We start from the raw sequence: 16,427 nt of genomic DNA, 5'->3' as shown, positions 1-16,427 counted from the left end.
CTAGATTCACATTATTAGCAAATAAGCAGGTAAATGTTGCATGTGGCTTCATTTCTGCAAACCATGGAGTCCAACATGACTACCGCGCCCGATTCCCCCAATCAAATAATGATCCGTAAGTTAGACAGCATTTTCGTTCTCACTGACGAGGAAAAGCAGGCGCTTACAGACTTACCGGTTCAAATCAAAAACATTAAAACTAATCACGACATTGTAAGAGTGGGAGATCAACCGGCTCAGTGCTGCTTCATTGTTGAAGGTTTTACCTGTGTCTATAAAGTGTCTATCGAAGGCAAGCGTCAAATAATGGCCCTGCATGTGCCTGGCGATATCCCTGACCTGCAAAGCCTTCACCTGAGGGTCCTAGATATTAATATTGCCTCTATCAGCCCTTGCAAACTCGGCTTCATCCAGCACAAGGATTTGAACCAACTGTTCGAACGTCACCCTCGTCTTGCGGGTGTTTTCTGGCGTGAAACTCTTATATACGCCTCAATCTTTCGTGAATGGCTTCTAAATATAGGCCAGCGTGAAGCTTATTCGCGCATCGCGCATATTATCTGTGAACTCATGCTGCGCCTAAAGGCGGTAGGTTTAGTTGAGAACAACACGTTTCACATGCCCGTTACCCAGGCAGAAATAGCAGACGCGACAGGAATGACACCGGTTCACGTGAACCGAGTCTTTCAAGCGCTGCGCTCAGATGGCTTGATCCAGACTGACAAAAGTCGCATGACCATACCTGACTGGAACAAAATACAGCAGGCAGGCGAATTTGATCCTCTTTACCTGCATATTGAGAAAGATGCCGCTTCATAGCCGTTTGTTTAGTTTGGATGTGCCTGCTCCGGTGCTTTTTTTATACTGTGTCCATGGCTAATAATCTAGCCAGTTCAGTTTTATTCCCTGCCCCATAAAGCGCCAAATTCGTTACAGGCATACTATTATCAATAAATGGTGACTATTTTCATTACGCTAAAGCCGGAAATTGAATAAGAAGGAGCGCACAGTATGGATTTGGGAATCACGGGGCGCTGGGCAGTGATTTGTGCAGCAAGCAAAGGGCTAGGCCGGGGCTGCGCTGAAGCGCTCGCCAAAGAAGGTGTCAACCTAGCCATCAACTCGCGTAACGCCGAGGTGCTCGAGAAAACCGCCGAAGCATTACGGGCACTGAACCCTGAAATTGAAGTTCGCCCGGTACCCGGCGATATTGGGCATGAAGAAGTGCGCGAGGCACTGCTTGCTGCCTGCCCGCAGGTCGATATTCTGATCAATAACAACGGCGGGCCACCACCCGGTGATTTCCGCGACTGGGATCGTGAAGATTGGATACAGGCCGTGGACGCCAACATGATCACGCCGATAGCGCTAATCAAGGCGACGGTGGACCGCATGGCCGCCAACGGCTTTGGACGCGTGGTCAATATCACGTCAGGTGCTGTGAAAGCCCCCATTGACATCCTCGGGCTTTCCAACGGTGCACGCAGCGGGCTGACCGGCTTCGTCGCCGGGCTCGCGCGCCAGCCACAACTTGCCTCCTGCAATGTCACGATCAACAACTTGCTACCCGGCTCTTTTGACACCGATCGGCTACGCGGCAACTTCAAAAACGTCGCCGAGAAAACCCAGCAAGACATTGAGCAGGTACGCGAGCAGCGTGCTCAAGGAGTGCCTGCCCGACGGTTCGGCACAGCTGAAGAGTTCGGCGCCTTCTGTGCGTTTATGTGCAGCGAACACGCGGGCTATCTGACCGGGCAGAATATTTTACTCGACGGCGGCGCCTATCCAGGGACGTTCTAGCAGAATGCATGCGCGCGATTGATACTGAGCAAATGGAGGTTAAGGCAAGTTTACGACAATCTGGGAGGGGTATAGCAGAAATGGAGGCGGCCCCAAAAGCCACATCCCGGCACACGCAGCCACCACTACCGTTGCTCCCTTCCGGGCCTGGCGGGGTTCGCAGTTTAGCGTTGCGGGAGGACCTAAGGGGCCACCATGGCAATACACATGAACTAAACGTGTACTGCGGCGCTGATTTTGGTGGCTACGCCCTGATTTGAACAGGGGACCCCATCATTATGAGTGATGTGCTCTAACCAGCTGAGCTACGTAGCCTTTCCGACATCAGCGGGTGCAGATTATGCCTATTCTCGATGCAAAAGGCAAGCCGCAAACAGGCTTGCCTTTGAATTGGCTGATAACCTGCTTATAGCGCAGCCTGAACCGCTGGCAGAGCTGGCTCACCCTCCAGAGTCGTCACGCCTTCAAGCCACGCCTCCAATAAATCGTGATTTTCTTTTAAATAGCGATTGGCGGCAGCGCGAGGATCAACGCCATCATCCATAATCGAACTCATTAACTGATTTTCCATTTCCAGCGTAAAGGTCATATTGCCAAGTAGCGTACCTACGTTCGGGCACGCTTCGACAAACCCGGCGCGTGTATTGGTGTGCACCGTGGCGCCCCCCAGGTCAGGCCCAAAGTAGTCATCTGCATCGGATAAGTAGGCCATATCAAAATTGGTATTCATGGGATGCGGCTCCCACCCCAAGAAGACCATCCACTCTTGATTGGGAACCCGCGTAGTAAGCTCAGAAAGCATGCCCGCTTCACTGGAATCCACGACCTGCCAATCGCCCAGCTCGTAAGCGTTATCATCAATCATCTGCTGAATAAGCTCGTTGCCATCGTTACCAGCCTCAATGCCATGTACGCGATGTTTAAATTGATCAGCGTGGGCCGCTAAATCATTCACCGAGGTTACCCCTGCATCGTACACGTACTGCGGAACGGCCAGCGTGTATTTAGCGCCTTTAAGATTGGCAACCAGACGTTCAACATCGCCACTTTCAATATACGGGTCACTGATGGACGCCATAGAGGGCATCCAATTACCTAGAAAGACATCAAAATCATTATTGCGCATGCCCGCATATGCAATCGGGACGGACACCGTATCGACTCTGGGCTCATAGCCCAGCGCCTCTAACACTTCACTTGCCAAAGCAGTGGTTGCGGTAATATCGGTCCAGCCAACTTCTGCAAAACGTACGCGTGAGCAATCATCCGCCTGAGCCATCGCCGGTACGGCAGTTCCCATTAGTAGCGCGCTTAAACCGCAAAAATAGACGTGTTTCATTACCACTCCCCTTCTACTTGTTTAAATGGACATATTGCTTAAATGTGCAGGTTTTTTCTTTAAACGCCAGTTCCATGTAGCATGTGTATTTTTATTGATTGAACGATCAATAAAAAAAGCTAAGATAGACAGGTAATCATGCCTAATCCTAGGTTGCAAGGTGGGCATTCAACGTCATTAGGAGATCGCTGTGCCCAAGGTGGGAATGGAACCGATACGCCGCCAGCAGTTAATTCATGCCACCATGGCGGCCATCGACGAGGTGGGATTAGCAGAAGCGACCATTATGCGGATTGCACGCCACGCGGGCGTTTCTGCGGGGATTATCAGCCATTATTTTGGCGGTAAGGATGGTCTGCTGGAAGCCACCATGCGTCAGATATTGACCGACCTGTCTGACGCCGTGTCAATGCGCCGTATGGCGTTGAATGATGACTCGCCCAGGGCGCACATTGGCGCCATTATTGAAGGCAACTTCGACCGTACTCAGGTGACCGGGCCTGCCGCCAAAACATGGCTCGCCTTCTGGGCCAGCAGCATGCATAAGCCCATGCTTCAACGCCTGCAGCACGTCAATGATCGGCGCCTGTACGCCAATTTATGCCATCAGTTTCGCCGAGTGTTACCTCATGCCGAAGCCCGAAAGGCCGCCCGCGGGCTAGCCGCGATGATTGATGGCTTATGGCTGCGCGGTGCTTTAACGCCCGAAGGCCTGGATACCGACGAAGCTCGCCACCTTGCCTACCACTACCTTGATCAACTGCTAGCGCATCACGGATGCCAGCAGTTTGCATCCGCTCACTAAGCTTTTAAAGGAGACCAACATGGCCGCTCAAGATGTACAGCCTCTGTATATTAATGGTCGCCCGCTCGCCGCCACCTCCGGCAATACCTTTACCGTTACCAACCCTTATGACGGCAGCCTGCTGGCAACGATTGGCCAAGCGAGCCAACAGGATGTTGACGCGGCAGTAAAAGCCGCGCAAAACGGCCAACGTGAATGGGCCGCCATGACCGGCATGCAGCGCTCGCGTATTTTGTTAAAGGCCGTTGCCCTACTCCGCGAGCGCAATGATGAACTGGCGGAGCTTGAAACCCGCAATACCGGCAAGCCGATTAGTGAAACGTCCAGCGTTGATATCGTGACCGGCGCTGATGCGTTGGAGTATTACGCAGGGCTAGCACCCGCCATCGAAGGTAGCCAAATCCCGCTGCGGGAAAGCTCCTTTGTGTATACCCGCCGAGAGCCGCTGGGCGTTATTGGCGCTATCGGCGCCTGGAATTACCCCATTCAAATCGCCTGCTGGAAAGCCGCACCTGCGCTGGCAGCGGGTAATGCGGTGGTGTTTAAACCCAGCGAAGTCACACCGCTGAGCGCGATCAAACTCGCCGAAATTTTTACCGAAGCAGGCCTGCCCGATGGCGTGTTCAACGTAGTGCAAGGCGATGGCTGTGTGGGCGCGAGGCTGACAGAGCATCCAGGCATTGCCAAAGTGTCGTTTACCGGCGAAGCAGGTACCGGCAAGAAAGTGATGGCCACAGCGGCAAGCTCAACGCTTAAAGACGTGACGATGGAGCTGGGCGGCAAATCACCGCTGATCGTCTTTGCCGATGCCGATCTTGATCGCGCCGCCGATGCAGCCATGATGGCCAATTTCTACTCCAGCGGCCAAATTTGCACCAACGGTACACGTGTATTTATCGAGCGCAGTGTTAAAGATGCGTTTGAAACCAAGCTGACAGAGCGCGTCAAGCGCATCAAAGCGGGCGACCCGATGGATCCCAGTGTGAACTTCGGCCCGCTGGTCAGTTTTGAGCATCAGGAGAAGGTGCTTTCCTACATTGCGCTGGGCAAACAGCAAGGCGCGCGCGTACTGGTCGGGGGTGATGATTGGACGAATGGCCACTGGGCTAACGGCGCCTGGGCGGCCCCTACGGTATTTACCGATTGCACTGACGATATGCGCATTGTGAAAGAAGAAATCTTCGGGCCAGTCATGTCGGTGCTGGCCTTTGATGACGAGGCCGAAGTGATCCGCCGCGCCAACGATACTCAATATGGCCTGGCGGCGGGCGTATTTAGCGAAAGTTTAAACCGCGCCCACCGCGTTATTCATCAGCTGGAAGCGGGTATTTGCTGGATCAATACCTGGGGTGAGTCGCCTTCTGAAATGCCGGTGGGCGGTTATAAAGAGTCGGGTATTGGTCGTGAAAACGGTATCGAGACGCTTAACCACTATACCCAGACCAAGTCGGTACAAATCGAGATGGGCCCCTTTGAGTCGGTGTTTTAAAGCGAAGCAGCAGGCACGCAGATTATCCGACTTTCTATCAAGGTAAAATCATGTCGCAACCGCATGAATTCGACTACATCATTATCGGCGCTGGCTCAGCGGGGAACGTACTGGCCACACGCCTAACCGAAGATAGCGATGTCAGCGTTCTGCTATTGGAAGCCGGTGGCCCGGACTATCGGCTCGATTTTCGTACCCAGATGCCCGCAGCACTTGCCTTCCCACTCCAGGGCAAGCGCTATAACTGGGCGTTTGAAACCGACCCGGAGCCCTATATGGATGGCCGCCGGATGGAGTGTGGCCGTGGCAAAGGGTTGGGCGGATCTTCACTGATCAACGGCATGTGCTACATCCGCGGCAACGCGCTGGATTACGATAGCTGGGCCAAGCAGCCCGGCCTGGAAGATTGGAACTACTTAAGCTGTCTACCCTACTTTAAAAAATCGGAAACCCGTGACATTGGCCCGAACGATTACCACGGTGGCGACGGCCCGGTCAGCGTTACCACACCCAAAGACGATAACAATCCGCTTTATCGCATCTTTATTGAAGCAGGCAAACAGGCAGGCTACCCCGAGACACAGGACGTAAACGGCTACCAGCAGGAGGGCTTTGGCCCTATGGATCGATTCGTTACGCCCAAGGGGCGGCGCGCCTCCACGGCAAGGGGCTATCTGGATATCGCCAAACAGCGCACCAACCTGACCATTAAAACCCATGCCGTTACCGATGTGATTACGTTTGACGGTAAACGCGCGGTGGGCGTGCGCTATGAGCGCAAAGGGAAAGCACAGACAGCTCGTGCCCGGCGAGAAGTACTGCTGTGCGGCGGTGCCATTGCCTCACCGCAAATTCTGCAGCGCTCAGGCGTAGGCAATCCCGAGCTGCTCGAGTCGTTAGGTATTGAGGTAGTTCATGCGCTGCCAGGGGTAGGTGAAAATCTTCAAGATCATTTGGAGATGTACATACAATACGAGTGTAAAGAGCCCATTTCGCTCTACCCTGCCCTTAAATGGCACAACCAGCCCATGATAGGCGCCGAGTGGCTATTCAAAGGAACGGGGATTGGTGCCAGCAACCAATTTGAAGCGTGTGCGTTTATCCGCAGCCGTGATGAAGAAGAGTGGCCTAATCTGCAGTACCACTTTTTACCCATCGCGATTAGCTATAACGGTAAAAGCGCTGTTCAAGCCCATGGATTTCAGGCCCACGTGGGCTCCATGCGCTCTGAAAGCCGCGGGCGCATTAAGCTAACCTCTAAAGATCCCCACGCCGCGCCCAGCATTTTGTTTAATTACATGTCCAAGGCCAAAGACTGGCAAGAGTTTCGCGACGCGATTCGCCTAACCCGCGAGATTATCGCCCAGCCGGCGTTCGATCGATATCGAGGCCGTGAGGTTGCCCCCGGCGGTAAGGTACACACCGACGAAGCGCTTGATGAGTTCGTCAAACAGCATGCTGAAACGGCGTATCACCCTTGTGGCAGCTGCCGAATGGGCGAGGACGTACTCTCGGTAACGGATGGCCAAGGCCGGGTACACGGCTTGGAAGGGCTACGGGTGGTCGATGCCTCGCTATTCCCGATAATTCCCACCGGCAACCTGAACGCGCCGACGATCATGCTCGCCGAAAAGATCGCTGACCGCATCCTCGGGCGCGAGCCGTTGCCAGCCGCCCAGGTCGATTACCATATCGCCAACGGCACACCGGCCAAACGGGTATAAATGGCGTTTAAAAACGTACTGAAAAAAGTACTGAAAAAATAGCGCTTAAAGAAGGTGGATTACTTCACAAAACGCCACGGCTTACGGCCGTGGCATTTTTTTACTAGGCTACTATTAATAAATGTGACTTGTATTAATGCAGTGTGGCTTGCGCTGAACGGCGCTGGTCTGCCAATATTCAAACATCTGTTCGAATACACCTCACGCTTATGCCCTACTCAGCTGGTTAACGCGATAGACTGAGCAACGATAATAATCGGACAGCGCCTAATAATACATGGAGACGTTCTATGCTCACCCTACTACTTGTAATTCTTGCCGTGGTTGGCCTGCTAATAATCATGCGGCGCGAAGCAGGCGCTTCGGCGGCACTCACGCTGCTTGGCATACTGGGGTTGGTTGGCCTGCTGGTTGATGCCACGTTTATCGGCGTGGTGCTGCTTATCGGCGCCATTGCCGTTGCAGCGGCTGGCCTGCCCGCACTACGCAAACAGTGGCTCACGCCGCGTGTGTTTAATATCTTTAAGAAAGTAGCCCCCAAAGTTTCGGATACCGAGCGTACGGCGCTTGAAGCGGGGAGCGTCTCCTGGGATGGCGAGCTGTTTTCAGGCAAGCCCCAGTGGAGCAAGCTACTCAGCTATACAGATGAGGGCTTGCGCGAAGACGAACAAGCCTTTCTGGACATCCAGTGTGCCAAAGCGGCCGGTATGTGTAACGCCTGGGATATCGCCCAGGAGCGTGCTGACTTGCCTCAGCAGCTATGGGACTACCTGAAAAAAGAAGGCTTCTTCGGGATGATTATTCCCAAGGAGTACGGTGGTCTGGGCTTCTCGGCTAAAGCGCAGTCCATGGCGCTGCAGAAGCTCTCCGCCAATGAGACACTGATGGTTACCGTTGGCGTCCCCAACTCGCTCGGCCCGGGCGAGTTGCTGCTCAAGTACGGTACCGAAGAACAGAAAAACCACTACCTGCCTCGCTTGGCCGACGGCCGTGAAATCCCCTGCTTTGGCCTGACTGGCCCGCGCGCCGGCTCCGATGCCACGTCGCTTCCTGACGTTGGCGTGGTATGCAAAGAAGTCATCGATGGCAAGGAAGTGCTTGGCCTTCGCCTAACGTTCGAAAAACGCTGGATTACCCTGGCACCCATTGCCACCGTAGTTGGATTGGCCTTCCGTTTATTCGACCCTGAAAAGCTTCTGGGCGATGAAGAAGACCGCGGCATTACCCTTGCCTTAATCCCGCGCGATACCCAAGGTATGGAGATTGGCCGCCGCCACCACCCGATCGGCAGCCCGTTTATGAATGGCCCGATTAAAGGCGTGGATGTCTTTGTACCGCTGGATACCATCATCGGCGGCGAAGATATGATTGGCCAGGGCTGGCGCATGCTGGTGGAGTGCTTATCCATCGGCCGCTGTATCACTCTGCCCTCCGGCGCCACCGGTACCGCCCGATATGCACTGGGTTGGAGCGGTGGCTTTACCCGCGTTCGCCGCCAGTTCAACGTACCTGTGGCCGAAATGGAAGGTGTTCAAGAGCCGTTAGCCCGTATGGCCGCTCTGGCCTATATCTCTCAGGCAACGGTTTATCAAACGGCTAACCTGATTGATCATGGTGAAAAACCTGCGGTTCCCTCGGCTATTCTCAAAAGCCAGCTGACCGAATTTCAACGCGTGCTGTTAAGCGACGCGATGGATGTGCATGGCGGCAAAGCGGTTACCCTCGGCCCACGTAACTATTTAGGTATTGGCTATAGTGCCAACCCGGTTGCGATTACCGTGGAAGGCGCCAACATCATGACGCGCAACCTGATGATCTTTGGTCAAGGCGCGATTCGCTGCCATCCATACGTGCTGGATGAACTAGCCGCCAAAGATGCCAATGATATCAAGGCATTTGATAAAGCCTTCTTTAGCCATGCGGGCCTTATTTTCGGTAACGCTGCGCGTGCGTTCACCATGGGGCTGGGGTTTGGTAAGGAAAGCGTGCCGTTTGACGGGCCAGCCGCTGCGTATGCGCAAGACATTGCACGCCTATCCGCCGGATTTGGCCTATGTGCCGACGCCGCCATGGCAAGCCTTGGCTCAGCGCTGAAAAAGCGCGAAATGCTTTCAGCCCGTTTGGGTGATGTGCTCTCAAACCTTTACTTAGCCTCCATGGTGCTTAAGCAGTGGCAGGCAGGTGAAAAAGTAGAAGGTGAAGACGCTCTGCTCCACTACAGCTGCCGCTTTCTGCTACACCGCGCCGAACAGGCCTTTGTTGAGATTTTCGACAACCTGCCTAACCGGGCATTAGGCCGTGTACTTAATGCGATAGTGATGCCTACCGGTCGTCGTTGGGATAAACCCCATGATGATTTAGCTCGCGACATCGCCAAGCGTGTTTCTACCCATAGCGCGCTGCGCACCAAGCTGCTTCAAAACACCTGGGATGCCGATGACGGTGAACAGCCTAACCCGCTGGCCCGCTACAACGCTCTACTGGTCGACTATGACCGTGCTGAAGCGATCTATCGTACGGTTAACAAGGCCTATGCCAAGGGTGAGCTGCCACAGACGGCGCTTCACCCAGAAGCGCGGGTTGAAGTCGCCTTTGAAAAAGGGCTGATCAGCGAAGAAGAAACTGTCTTTATGCGTGAATTCGAAACCCAGGTACTTGAGATGTTGACGGTGGACGACTTTGCCTACGATGCGTTTGCTATCAATAAAGACACCCTCATTGATCACAACGCTAAAAAGGCGGCTCCCATTCACCAACAGCAGACAGAAAACGCTAAATAAGCATTGGTGTCCAAATAAGCACTGAATCTCACGTAACAGCCCTTAACCGGCTCCATTATGGAGCCGGTTTTTTAATCTTTATCTACGCCTAAAAGCGTATCCCAATTACCCAAAAACGCATTGCGAGTTCACAAACGGTCAACTAGCCTTTCGGAAACGAAAGCAAAAAACCTAATAACCAACGCCGTTTAATCAATTTTCAACAGCACGCACGATCTAATGATCATCCCCAATTGATCATCTCCAATAACAATGACGCTTGCGAGATCGGCATGTCCTTACATTTGCAAAAGGTTGATCACATCGTTAACGGTGTGGCGCACATCAGTGAAATAGACTTAGCCCTTGAACCGGGCTCCTTCAATGTGCTCTTGGGCCGTACGCTAGCGGGTAAAACTACGCTTATGCGTCTTATGGCAGGGCTTGAGCCCCCTACTCAAGGAAAGATCATCCTGGATGGCAAAGACGTGACCAACGTCTCCGTGCGCAAGCGCAATGTTTCCATGGTGTATCAGCAGTTTATCAACTACCCCAGCCTCACCGTTTACGACAACATTGCCTCTCCGCTCAAGCTTGCCAAACATCCTAAAAGCGAAATTGACAAGCGGGTGGGCGAAATAGCCGAGATGCTGCATATCGAACACCTGCTTAACCGCTACCCTGAAGAGCTTTCCGGCGGCCAGCAGCAGCGCACCGCCATGGGGCGAGCGTTGGTCAAGGATGCCGATCTAATCCTGTTCGATGAACCGCTGGTCAATCTTGACTACAAGCTGCGTGAAGAACTGCGTGACGAACTGCGCGAACTGTTCAAGGCGCGCAACTGTATTGCGGTATACGCCACGACCGAACCCAACGAGGCGCTGGCGCTGGGCGGCAACACGGCGGTGCTGCACGAAGGCAAGCTGCTTCAGTACGGCCCTACCGAACAGGTCTACCGTGAGCCCAACGGCCGCTTTAGCGCCGAGATGTTTTCTGAGCCGCCCATTAACATTGTGCCCGGCCAGCTTACCGATACCGAAATCACCTTTGATCAAACGCTGCATTTTCCCTGCGATGACAATCTCAAACGCCTTGAGCCGGGTGATTACGACTTTGGCGTGCGCGCGTCACATCTCACCCTGGTGCCACAAAGGACGGATGACCTGGCGCTGGATGTGCATGTAGACGTTGCCGAAATCAGTGGTTCAGAAACCTTTCTGCATGTTCACCACGAGCGCTTTCCGCTAGTACTGCATCTGGCAGGTATCCATCAATTCAGCGTCAATGAGCCGCTGAAAGTCTACTTCCCTACCCATCAACTTTACGCCTTCAACAAACAGGGTCATACCGTTCACACTCCTGCGCGTCAGAAAGGAGCTGCCCATGGCTGAAATCACCCTTAAAGGCCTTGCACACTCCTATGAAAAAACGCCTACCCATGCAGCGGATTACGCCATTCGGCAGATGGACCACGTTTGGCACCAGGGTGGCGCCTATGCGCTGTTAGGGCCTTCGGGGTGTGGCAAGTCAACGCTGCTCAATATCATTTCAGGGCTGCTTGAACCCTCTGAGGGTGACGTGCTGTTTGACGGCCAACGGGTAAATGAGCTGCCTCCTGAAGAGCGCAATATTGCCCAGGTGTTCCAGTTCCCGGTGATCTACGACACCATGACAGTGTTCGACAACCTCGCCTTTCCGTTGCGTAACATGAACACCCCCGAGCACCGCGTGAAACCCAAGGTGCTCGAAGTCGCCGATATTCTGGACCTTACCCCGCTGTTAAAACGTAAAGCCAAGAACCTGACTGCCGATGAGAAGCAGAAAGTCTCCATGGGACGTGGGCTGGTGCGCGATGATGTAACGGCCATTTTGTTTGATGAGCCGCTGACAGTGATCGACCCGCAGTTGAAGTGGAAGCTGCGCCGCAAGCTCAAGGAAATTCACGAACGCTTCAATATCACCATGATCTACGTGACCCACGACCAGCTCGAAGCCTCTACTTTCGCGGATAAAATTGCCGTGATGTACGAGGGGCAGGTGGTTCAATTCGGCACGCCGCGAGAGCTGTTTGAACGCCCCACACATACCTTTGTAGGCTATTTCATTGGCAGCCCCGGCATGAACTTCCTGGCAGTAGAATATCAAGGCGGTCAGGTAATGTTCGGCTCACAGCCCCTACCGGTCAGCGCGCCGCTCAAGCACGCTATCGCCAGCGCGAACGCCAGCAATATCAAGCTGGGTATCCGCCCGGAATTCATCACTATCAGCTCCCACCAGACGACCGAAGGCATACCCATAGAGGTGACCAGCTTGCAGGATCTTGGCACCTACTCCCTGTTGACCTTCAGACTCAACGGGCAATCCTTCAAGGCACGCCTGCCCGAAGGCCACCCGCCGGTTGGTGAAACGGCGTTCGCGCACTTCAATAATGCTCATGTTGCGCTGTATATCGATGAATATCGGGTGGAGGCTGAGCATGAATAACAAAGTACCCAATAATAAAGCCTGGCTGCTGGTGCTTCCCATGCTGGTACTGGTGGCGTTCTCCGCCATCATCCCGCTGATGACCGTGGTCAACTACTCGGTGCAGGATGTGCTTGGCCCCAACGCGAGATTTTTTACCGGCACCGAGTGGTTTGAAAGCATGCTCAATGACAGTGCTCTTCAAGCAGCATTTCTTCGCCAGATTTCCTTCTCGCTGATTATTCTCGCCATTCAGATTCCGCTGGGAATCGGCATTGCGTTGATCATGCCCAAACGCGGCTGGCAAGCCTCAGCGGTACTGATCTTGATTACCCTGCCGTTGCTCATCCCTTGGAATGTGGTGGGCAGTATCTGGCAAATCTTTACCCGGGGAGATATCGGCTTGATGGGCTGGGGTCTGCGCGAGCTGGGCGTTGACTACAATATCACCCGCAACGCGGGCGATGCCTGGGTGACCATCGTGCTGATGGACGTCTGGCACTGGACGCCGCTGGTCGCGATGCTCTGCTACAGCGGCCTGCGCTCGATTCCTGAAGCTTACTACCAGGCCGCGCGCATTGACCGCGCCTCCAAATGGGCGGTGTTCCGCTATATCCAGTTGCCCAAGCTAACCAATGTCCTGGTGATTGCCGTACTGCTGCGCTTCATGCACTCGTTCATGATTTACGCCGAGCCCTTTGTACTGACCGGCGGCGGGCCGGGCAGCGCCACCACGTTCCTGAGCCAGTCACTGACGACCATGGCGGTCGGACAGCAGGATCTGGGCCCTTCGGCGGCATTTTCGCTGATCTATTTTCTGGTCATTCTGCTGGTGAGCTGGGTGTTCTATACCACCATCATGCACATGCAGAAAGACAAGCACCCGCACGGAGGTGCCTAGCATGAGCTACCAACTCGAAAACACTCAGCGCGGCGAAAAGTACACCACCATTTTCAGCAAGGTAACGCCCGCCCAGCGGCGTAACCGCAACGCCCGCTCGCGCTGGCGTGCCAACTGCCTGCTTGGCCTCTATCTGATATTGATGATTCTGCCCATCTATTGGCTGATCAATATGTCGCTGCAGACCAATAGCGAAATTCTCGGCTCAATGACCCTGTGGCCACAAAACCTTACCTTCGATAACTATATCGGCATCTTTACCAATTCGAGCTGGTACATGGGCTACGTTAACTCGATGCTCTACGTGGCGATGAACATGCTCATCACTATCTGCGTAGCGCTGCCGGCCGCTTATGCCTTTAGCCGCTTCACCTTCATTGGCGACAAGCATCTGTTTTTCTGGCTGCTGACCAACCTGATGGCCCCACCTGCGGTATTCTTGCTGCCCTACTTTCAGCTCTACTATTCGGTCGGTCTGTTCGATACCCATATTGCCGTGGCGCTGGCCCACTGCCTGTTCAATATCCCGCTGGCGATCTGGATTCTTGAAGGCTTCATGAGCAGTGTGCCCAAAGAGATTGATGAAACGGCCTATATCGATGGCTACAGCTTTCCGCGCTTTTTCGTCAAGATTTTCATCCCCATGATCCGCTCGGGTATCGGCGTCACGCTGTTCTTCCTGTTCATGTTCTCTTGGGTGGAGCTTCTGCTGGCCCGTACGCTAACCGCGACCAGTGCCCAGCCTATCGGCATGATCATGACACGCACGTCTACCGCCTCCGGAATTGACTGGGGCACCCTGGCCGCCGCCGGGGTTCTCACCATTATCCCCGGCATTCTGGTCGTCTACTTCGTTCGTAACCATATCGCCAAGGGCTTTGCCCTGGGCCGTACCTGAGGAGATTCGCCATGTCCTGGATGGTATGGACCATGCCCACCGCCGTATTCTTTTCGTCCATTGCGGCCATGCTGGCTGGGATGACGATATGGGAGATCCTGTCACCCACTATAGAGCGCAAAGGGTTTTTGCCCATTTCCACTACACGCGGGGACAGACTGTTTATCGGTCTGCTCTCTGCTGCGTTTATCCATCTGGGTGTGATTGGCTTCACCTCACTATCCATCTGGATTGCACTAGCGGTATCAGCCATATGGCTGTTGATATTAATGCGCTGGGGCTAGCTGCCAGCGTTTAATCGGTATCAGGGACGGCCAAGCCATCAGGGAAGAACACAACAAAACGAGGTCACCATGCCAAAGCATTACAACAAATTCAGACTGACCACTCTCGCCGCGAGCCTGCTGCTAGCCTCGGGCGCGCTGTCAGCCCAGGAAAATGACGCTCGCGCCATCGCCGAACGCCTGGTCGATGAGCACTTTCAAAACTCAACCCTAAGCCGTGAAGAGCAGATCGAGGAGCTGATGTGGTTTGCCAACGCTGCCGAGCCTTTCCGGGGCATGGATATTCAAACCGTGGCCGAAGGCCTCACGACTCACGTATATGAAAGTGAGGTTCTGACTGAAGCCTTTCAAGAACTGACCGGCATCAACGTCACCCACAACATCATTGGTGAGGGCGATGTGGTGGATACCATGCAGAATCAGATGCAGTCGGGTAACAGCATCTACGATGGTTTTGTGAATGATACCGACTCCATCGGCACGCATATCCGCTATGGCACGACGGTCAATCTGTCTGAAGCGATGGAGAATGAGTGGTCTGACTACACGCTGCCCACGCTGGACCTGGACGACTTTATTGGCTTGCAGTATGGCACCGGGCCGGACGGCAGCCTGTTCCAACTGCCCACCCAGCAGTTCGCCAACCTCTACTGGTTCCGCCATGACTGGTTCCAGCGCGAGGATCTGCAGGAACAGTTCCGGGAAATTTATGGCTACGACCTGGGGGTACCGACCAACTGGACAGCCTATGAAGACATTGCCGAGTTCTTCTCGGAACACGTGGGTGAAATCGATGGCGTCAAGGTATACGGCCATATGGACTACGGCCGCCGCGACCCGTCCCTGGGCTGGCGCTTCCACGATTCCTGGCTCTCCATGGCAGGCATGGGCAGCCCTGGCATTCCCTCAGGCAACCCGGTGGACGACTGGGGTATTCGCGTCAACGAAGATAGCCAGCCGGTAGGCGCCAGCGTGAGTCGCGGCGGTGCTACCAACTCGCCGGCATCGGTATTTGCGATGCAAAAAGCGGTCGATTGGCTACGCGATTTCGCACCACCTGAAGCTCAGGGCATGACCTTTGGGGAAGCAGGGCCGGTACCTGCGCAGGGGCATATCGCCCAGCAGATCTTCTGGTATACCACCTTTACGGCCGACATGGTCGACCCGGCAGTAGCGGTGACGGATGACGAAGGTAACCCTCTATGGCGCATGGCCCCTTCTCCTACCGGCCCATATTGGGAAGAGGGCATGAAGGTAGGCTACCAGGACGTGGGGGCATGGACGTTCTTCGACTCGACGCCTGAAGACCGCCGCACAGCTGCCTGGCTTTTCGCCCAGTTTACCGTGGCAAAAACGGTATCGCTTGAAAAGCTCATGCACGGTTTAACGCCCATTCGTGAGTCTGACATCTTCTCCGAACAGATGACCGAAATGGCCCCCAAGTTGGGTGGCCTGGTGGAATTCTACCGCAGCCCTAACGAGTCCAACTGGACACCTACTGGAACCAACGTGCCTGACTACCCACGTATGGCACCGCTTTGGTGGCAAAACCTGGCGCCGGTAATGAGCGGTGAAGTCTCGCCTCAGGAAGGTCTAGACAAGCTGGCAGCGGAAATGGACAGCACCATGAACCGCCTGGCACGCGCCAATGTCTTCGATAGCTACGCGCCGGTACTCAACGAGGAGGAGGATGCCCAGGTCTGGCTAGACCGCGAAGGCGCGCCAAAACCCAAGCTTGATGACGAGATGCCCCAGGGCACGACGGTACCTTACGAAGAGATGATGGAAGCCTGGATGGCGGCTGGTTCACGCCAGGAGTAGCTAAGCACCCACCTGCAGGGCGGACAACCGCCCTGCACTAGGCATAATTGACAAGAAACCCTTAAGCGTAAAGCAACCTTCATTGATCGCTGCATCATGAAGGCAGCTTTTATGATCACCAATGTTCACTTTCAAACTTGAAAG

At 54.4% G+C, this 16,427-nt stretch carries 13 protein-coding genes, 1 tRNA gene and 1 other RNA gene; 12 read left to right on the top strand and 3 right to left on the bottom strand.

What is annotated here, in order from left to right; genetic code table 11:
- The first annotated feature begins 75 nt into the window (after positions 1-75).
- Complete coding sequence (locus tag ACT3R7_RS18200; protein WP_192539661.1) at positions 76-819, top strand: Crp/Fnr family transcriptional regulator; 744 nt, start codon at positions 76-78, stop codon at positions 817-819.
- Positions 820-1,011: 192 nt separating this feature from the next.
- Positions 1,012-1,800, top strand: coding sequence for an SDR family oxidoreductase (locus ACT3R7_RS18195; protein ID WP_018915978.1), 789 nt, complete (start codon positions 1,012-1,014; stop codon positions 1,798-1,800).
- Positions 1,801-1,890: 90 nt separating this feature from the next.
- Here ACT3R7_RS18195 and ffs read toward each other — a convergent pair.
- From ffs to ACT3R7_RS18180, 3 genes are all read right to left on the bottom strand, one after another.
- An RNA gene (gene ffs, locus ACT3R7_RS18190) (signal recognition particle sRNA small type) lies at positions 1,891-1,987 on the bottom strand.
- Between the two features lie 51 nt (positions 1,988-2,038).
- Positions 2,039-2,115 (bottom strand) — tRNA-Met (locus ACT3R7_RS18185).
- Between the two features lie 91 nt (positions 2,116-2,206).
- Positions 2,207-3,139, bottom strand: coding sequence for a choline ABC transporter substrate-binding protein (locus ACT3R7_RS18180; protein ID WP_417419871.1), 933 nt, complete (start codon positions 3,137-3,139; stop codon positions 2,207-2,209).
- A 190-nt stretch (positions 3,140-3,329) separates the two neighbouring features.
- On the opposite strand from ACT3R7_RS18180, the gene betI reads away from it, so the two are divergent.
- The 10 genes from betI to ACT3R7_RS18130 all read left to right on the top strand — a co-directional run bounded on the left by betI (position 3,330) and on the right by ACT3R7_RS18130 (position 16,283).
- The gene (gene betI / locus ACT3R7_RS18175) at positions 3,330-3,944 is read left to right on the top strand and encodes a transcriptional regulator BetI (RefSeq protein WP_417419870.1); all 615 of its coding nucleotides are present in this window, start codon (positions 3,330-3,332) and stop codon (positions 3,942-3,944) included.
- Positions 3,945-3,963: 19 nt separating this feature from the next.
- Complete coding sequence (gene betB / locus ACT3R7_RS18170; RefSeq protein WP_496199347.1) at positions 3,964-5,433, top strand: betaine-aldehyde dehydrogenase; 1,470 nt, start codon at positions 3,964-3,966, stop codon at positions 5,431-5,433.
- 50 nt (positions 5,434-5,483) lie between these two features.
- Positions 5,484-7,157, top strand: coding sequence for a choline dehydrogenase (gene betA, locus ACT3R7_RS18165; protein WP_417419868.1), 1,674 nt, complete (start codon positions 5,484-5,486; stop codon positions 7,155-7,157).
- Between the two features lie 290 nt (positions 7,158-7,447).
- On the top strand, positions 7,448-9,937 hold the full coding sequence (locus tag ACT3R7_RS18160; RefSeq protein WP_417419867.1) for an acyl-CoA dehydrogenase: 2,490 nt from the start codon (positions 7,448-7,450) through the stop codon (positions 9,935-9,937).
- Between the two features lie 272 nt (positions 9,938-10,209).
- Entirely contained in the window at positions 10,210-11,307 is a 1,098-nt protein-coding gene (locus tag ACT3R7_RS18155; protein WP_417419866.1) for an ABC transporter ATP-binding protein, read from the top strand.
- Entirely contained in the window at positions 11,300-12,400 is a 1,101-nt protein-coding gene (locus tag ACT3R7_RS18150) for an ABC transporter ATP-binding protein (RefSeq protein WP_417419865.1), read from the top strand. The genes ACT3R7_RS18155 and ACT3R7_RS18150 overlap by 8 nt, the downstream gene beginning before the upstream one ends.
- Positions 12,393-13,280: a carbohydrate ABC transporter permease gene (locus tag ACT3R7_RS18145; RefSeq protein ID WP_192538984.1), complete on the top strand. Its 888-nt coding sequence runs from the start codon at positions 12,393-12,395 to the stop codon at positions 13,278-13,280. Before ACT3R7_RS18150 ends, ACT3R7_RS18145 begins: the two co-directional genes overlap by 8 nt.
- Position 13,281: 1 nt before the next feature.
- Positions 13,282-14,178: a carbohydrate ABC transporter permease gene (locus ACT3R7_RS18140; RefSeq protein ID WP_417419864.1), complete on the top strand. Its 897-nt coding sequence runs from the start codon at positions 13,282-13,284 to the stop codon at positions 14,176-14,178.
- Positions 14,179-14,189: 11 nt separating this feature from the next.
- Positions 14,190-14,462, top strand: coding sequence for a DUF2160 domain-containing protein (locus ACT3R7_RS18135; RefSeq protein WP_417419863.1), 273 nt, complete (start codon positions 14,190-14,192; stop codon positions 14,460-14,462).
- Between the two features lie 69 nt (positions 14,463-14,531).
- On the top strand, positions 14,532-16,283 hold the full coding sequence (locus tag ACT3R7_RS18130; protein WP_417419862.1) for an ABC transporter substrate-binding protein: 1,752 nt from the start codon (positions 14,532-14,534) through the stop codon (positions 16,281-16,283).
- Positions 16,284-16,427: the final 144 nt, after the last annotated feature.

Source organism: Halomonas sp. AOP43-A1-21 (assembly GCF_052376775.1).
GTDB classification, from domain to species: Bacteria; Pseudomonadota; Gammaproteobacteria; order Pseudomonadales; family Halomonadaceae; genus Vreelandella; species Vreelandella colorata.
This window is presented reverse-complemented; position numbering and strand designations above follow the sequence as displayed.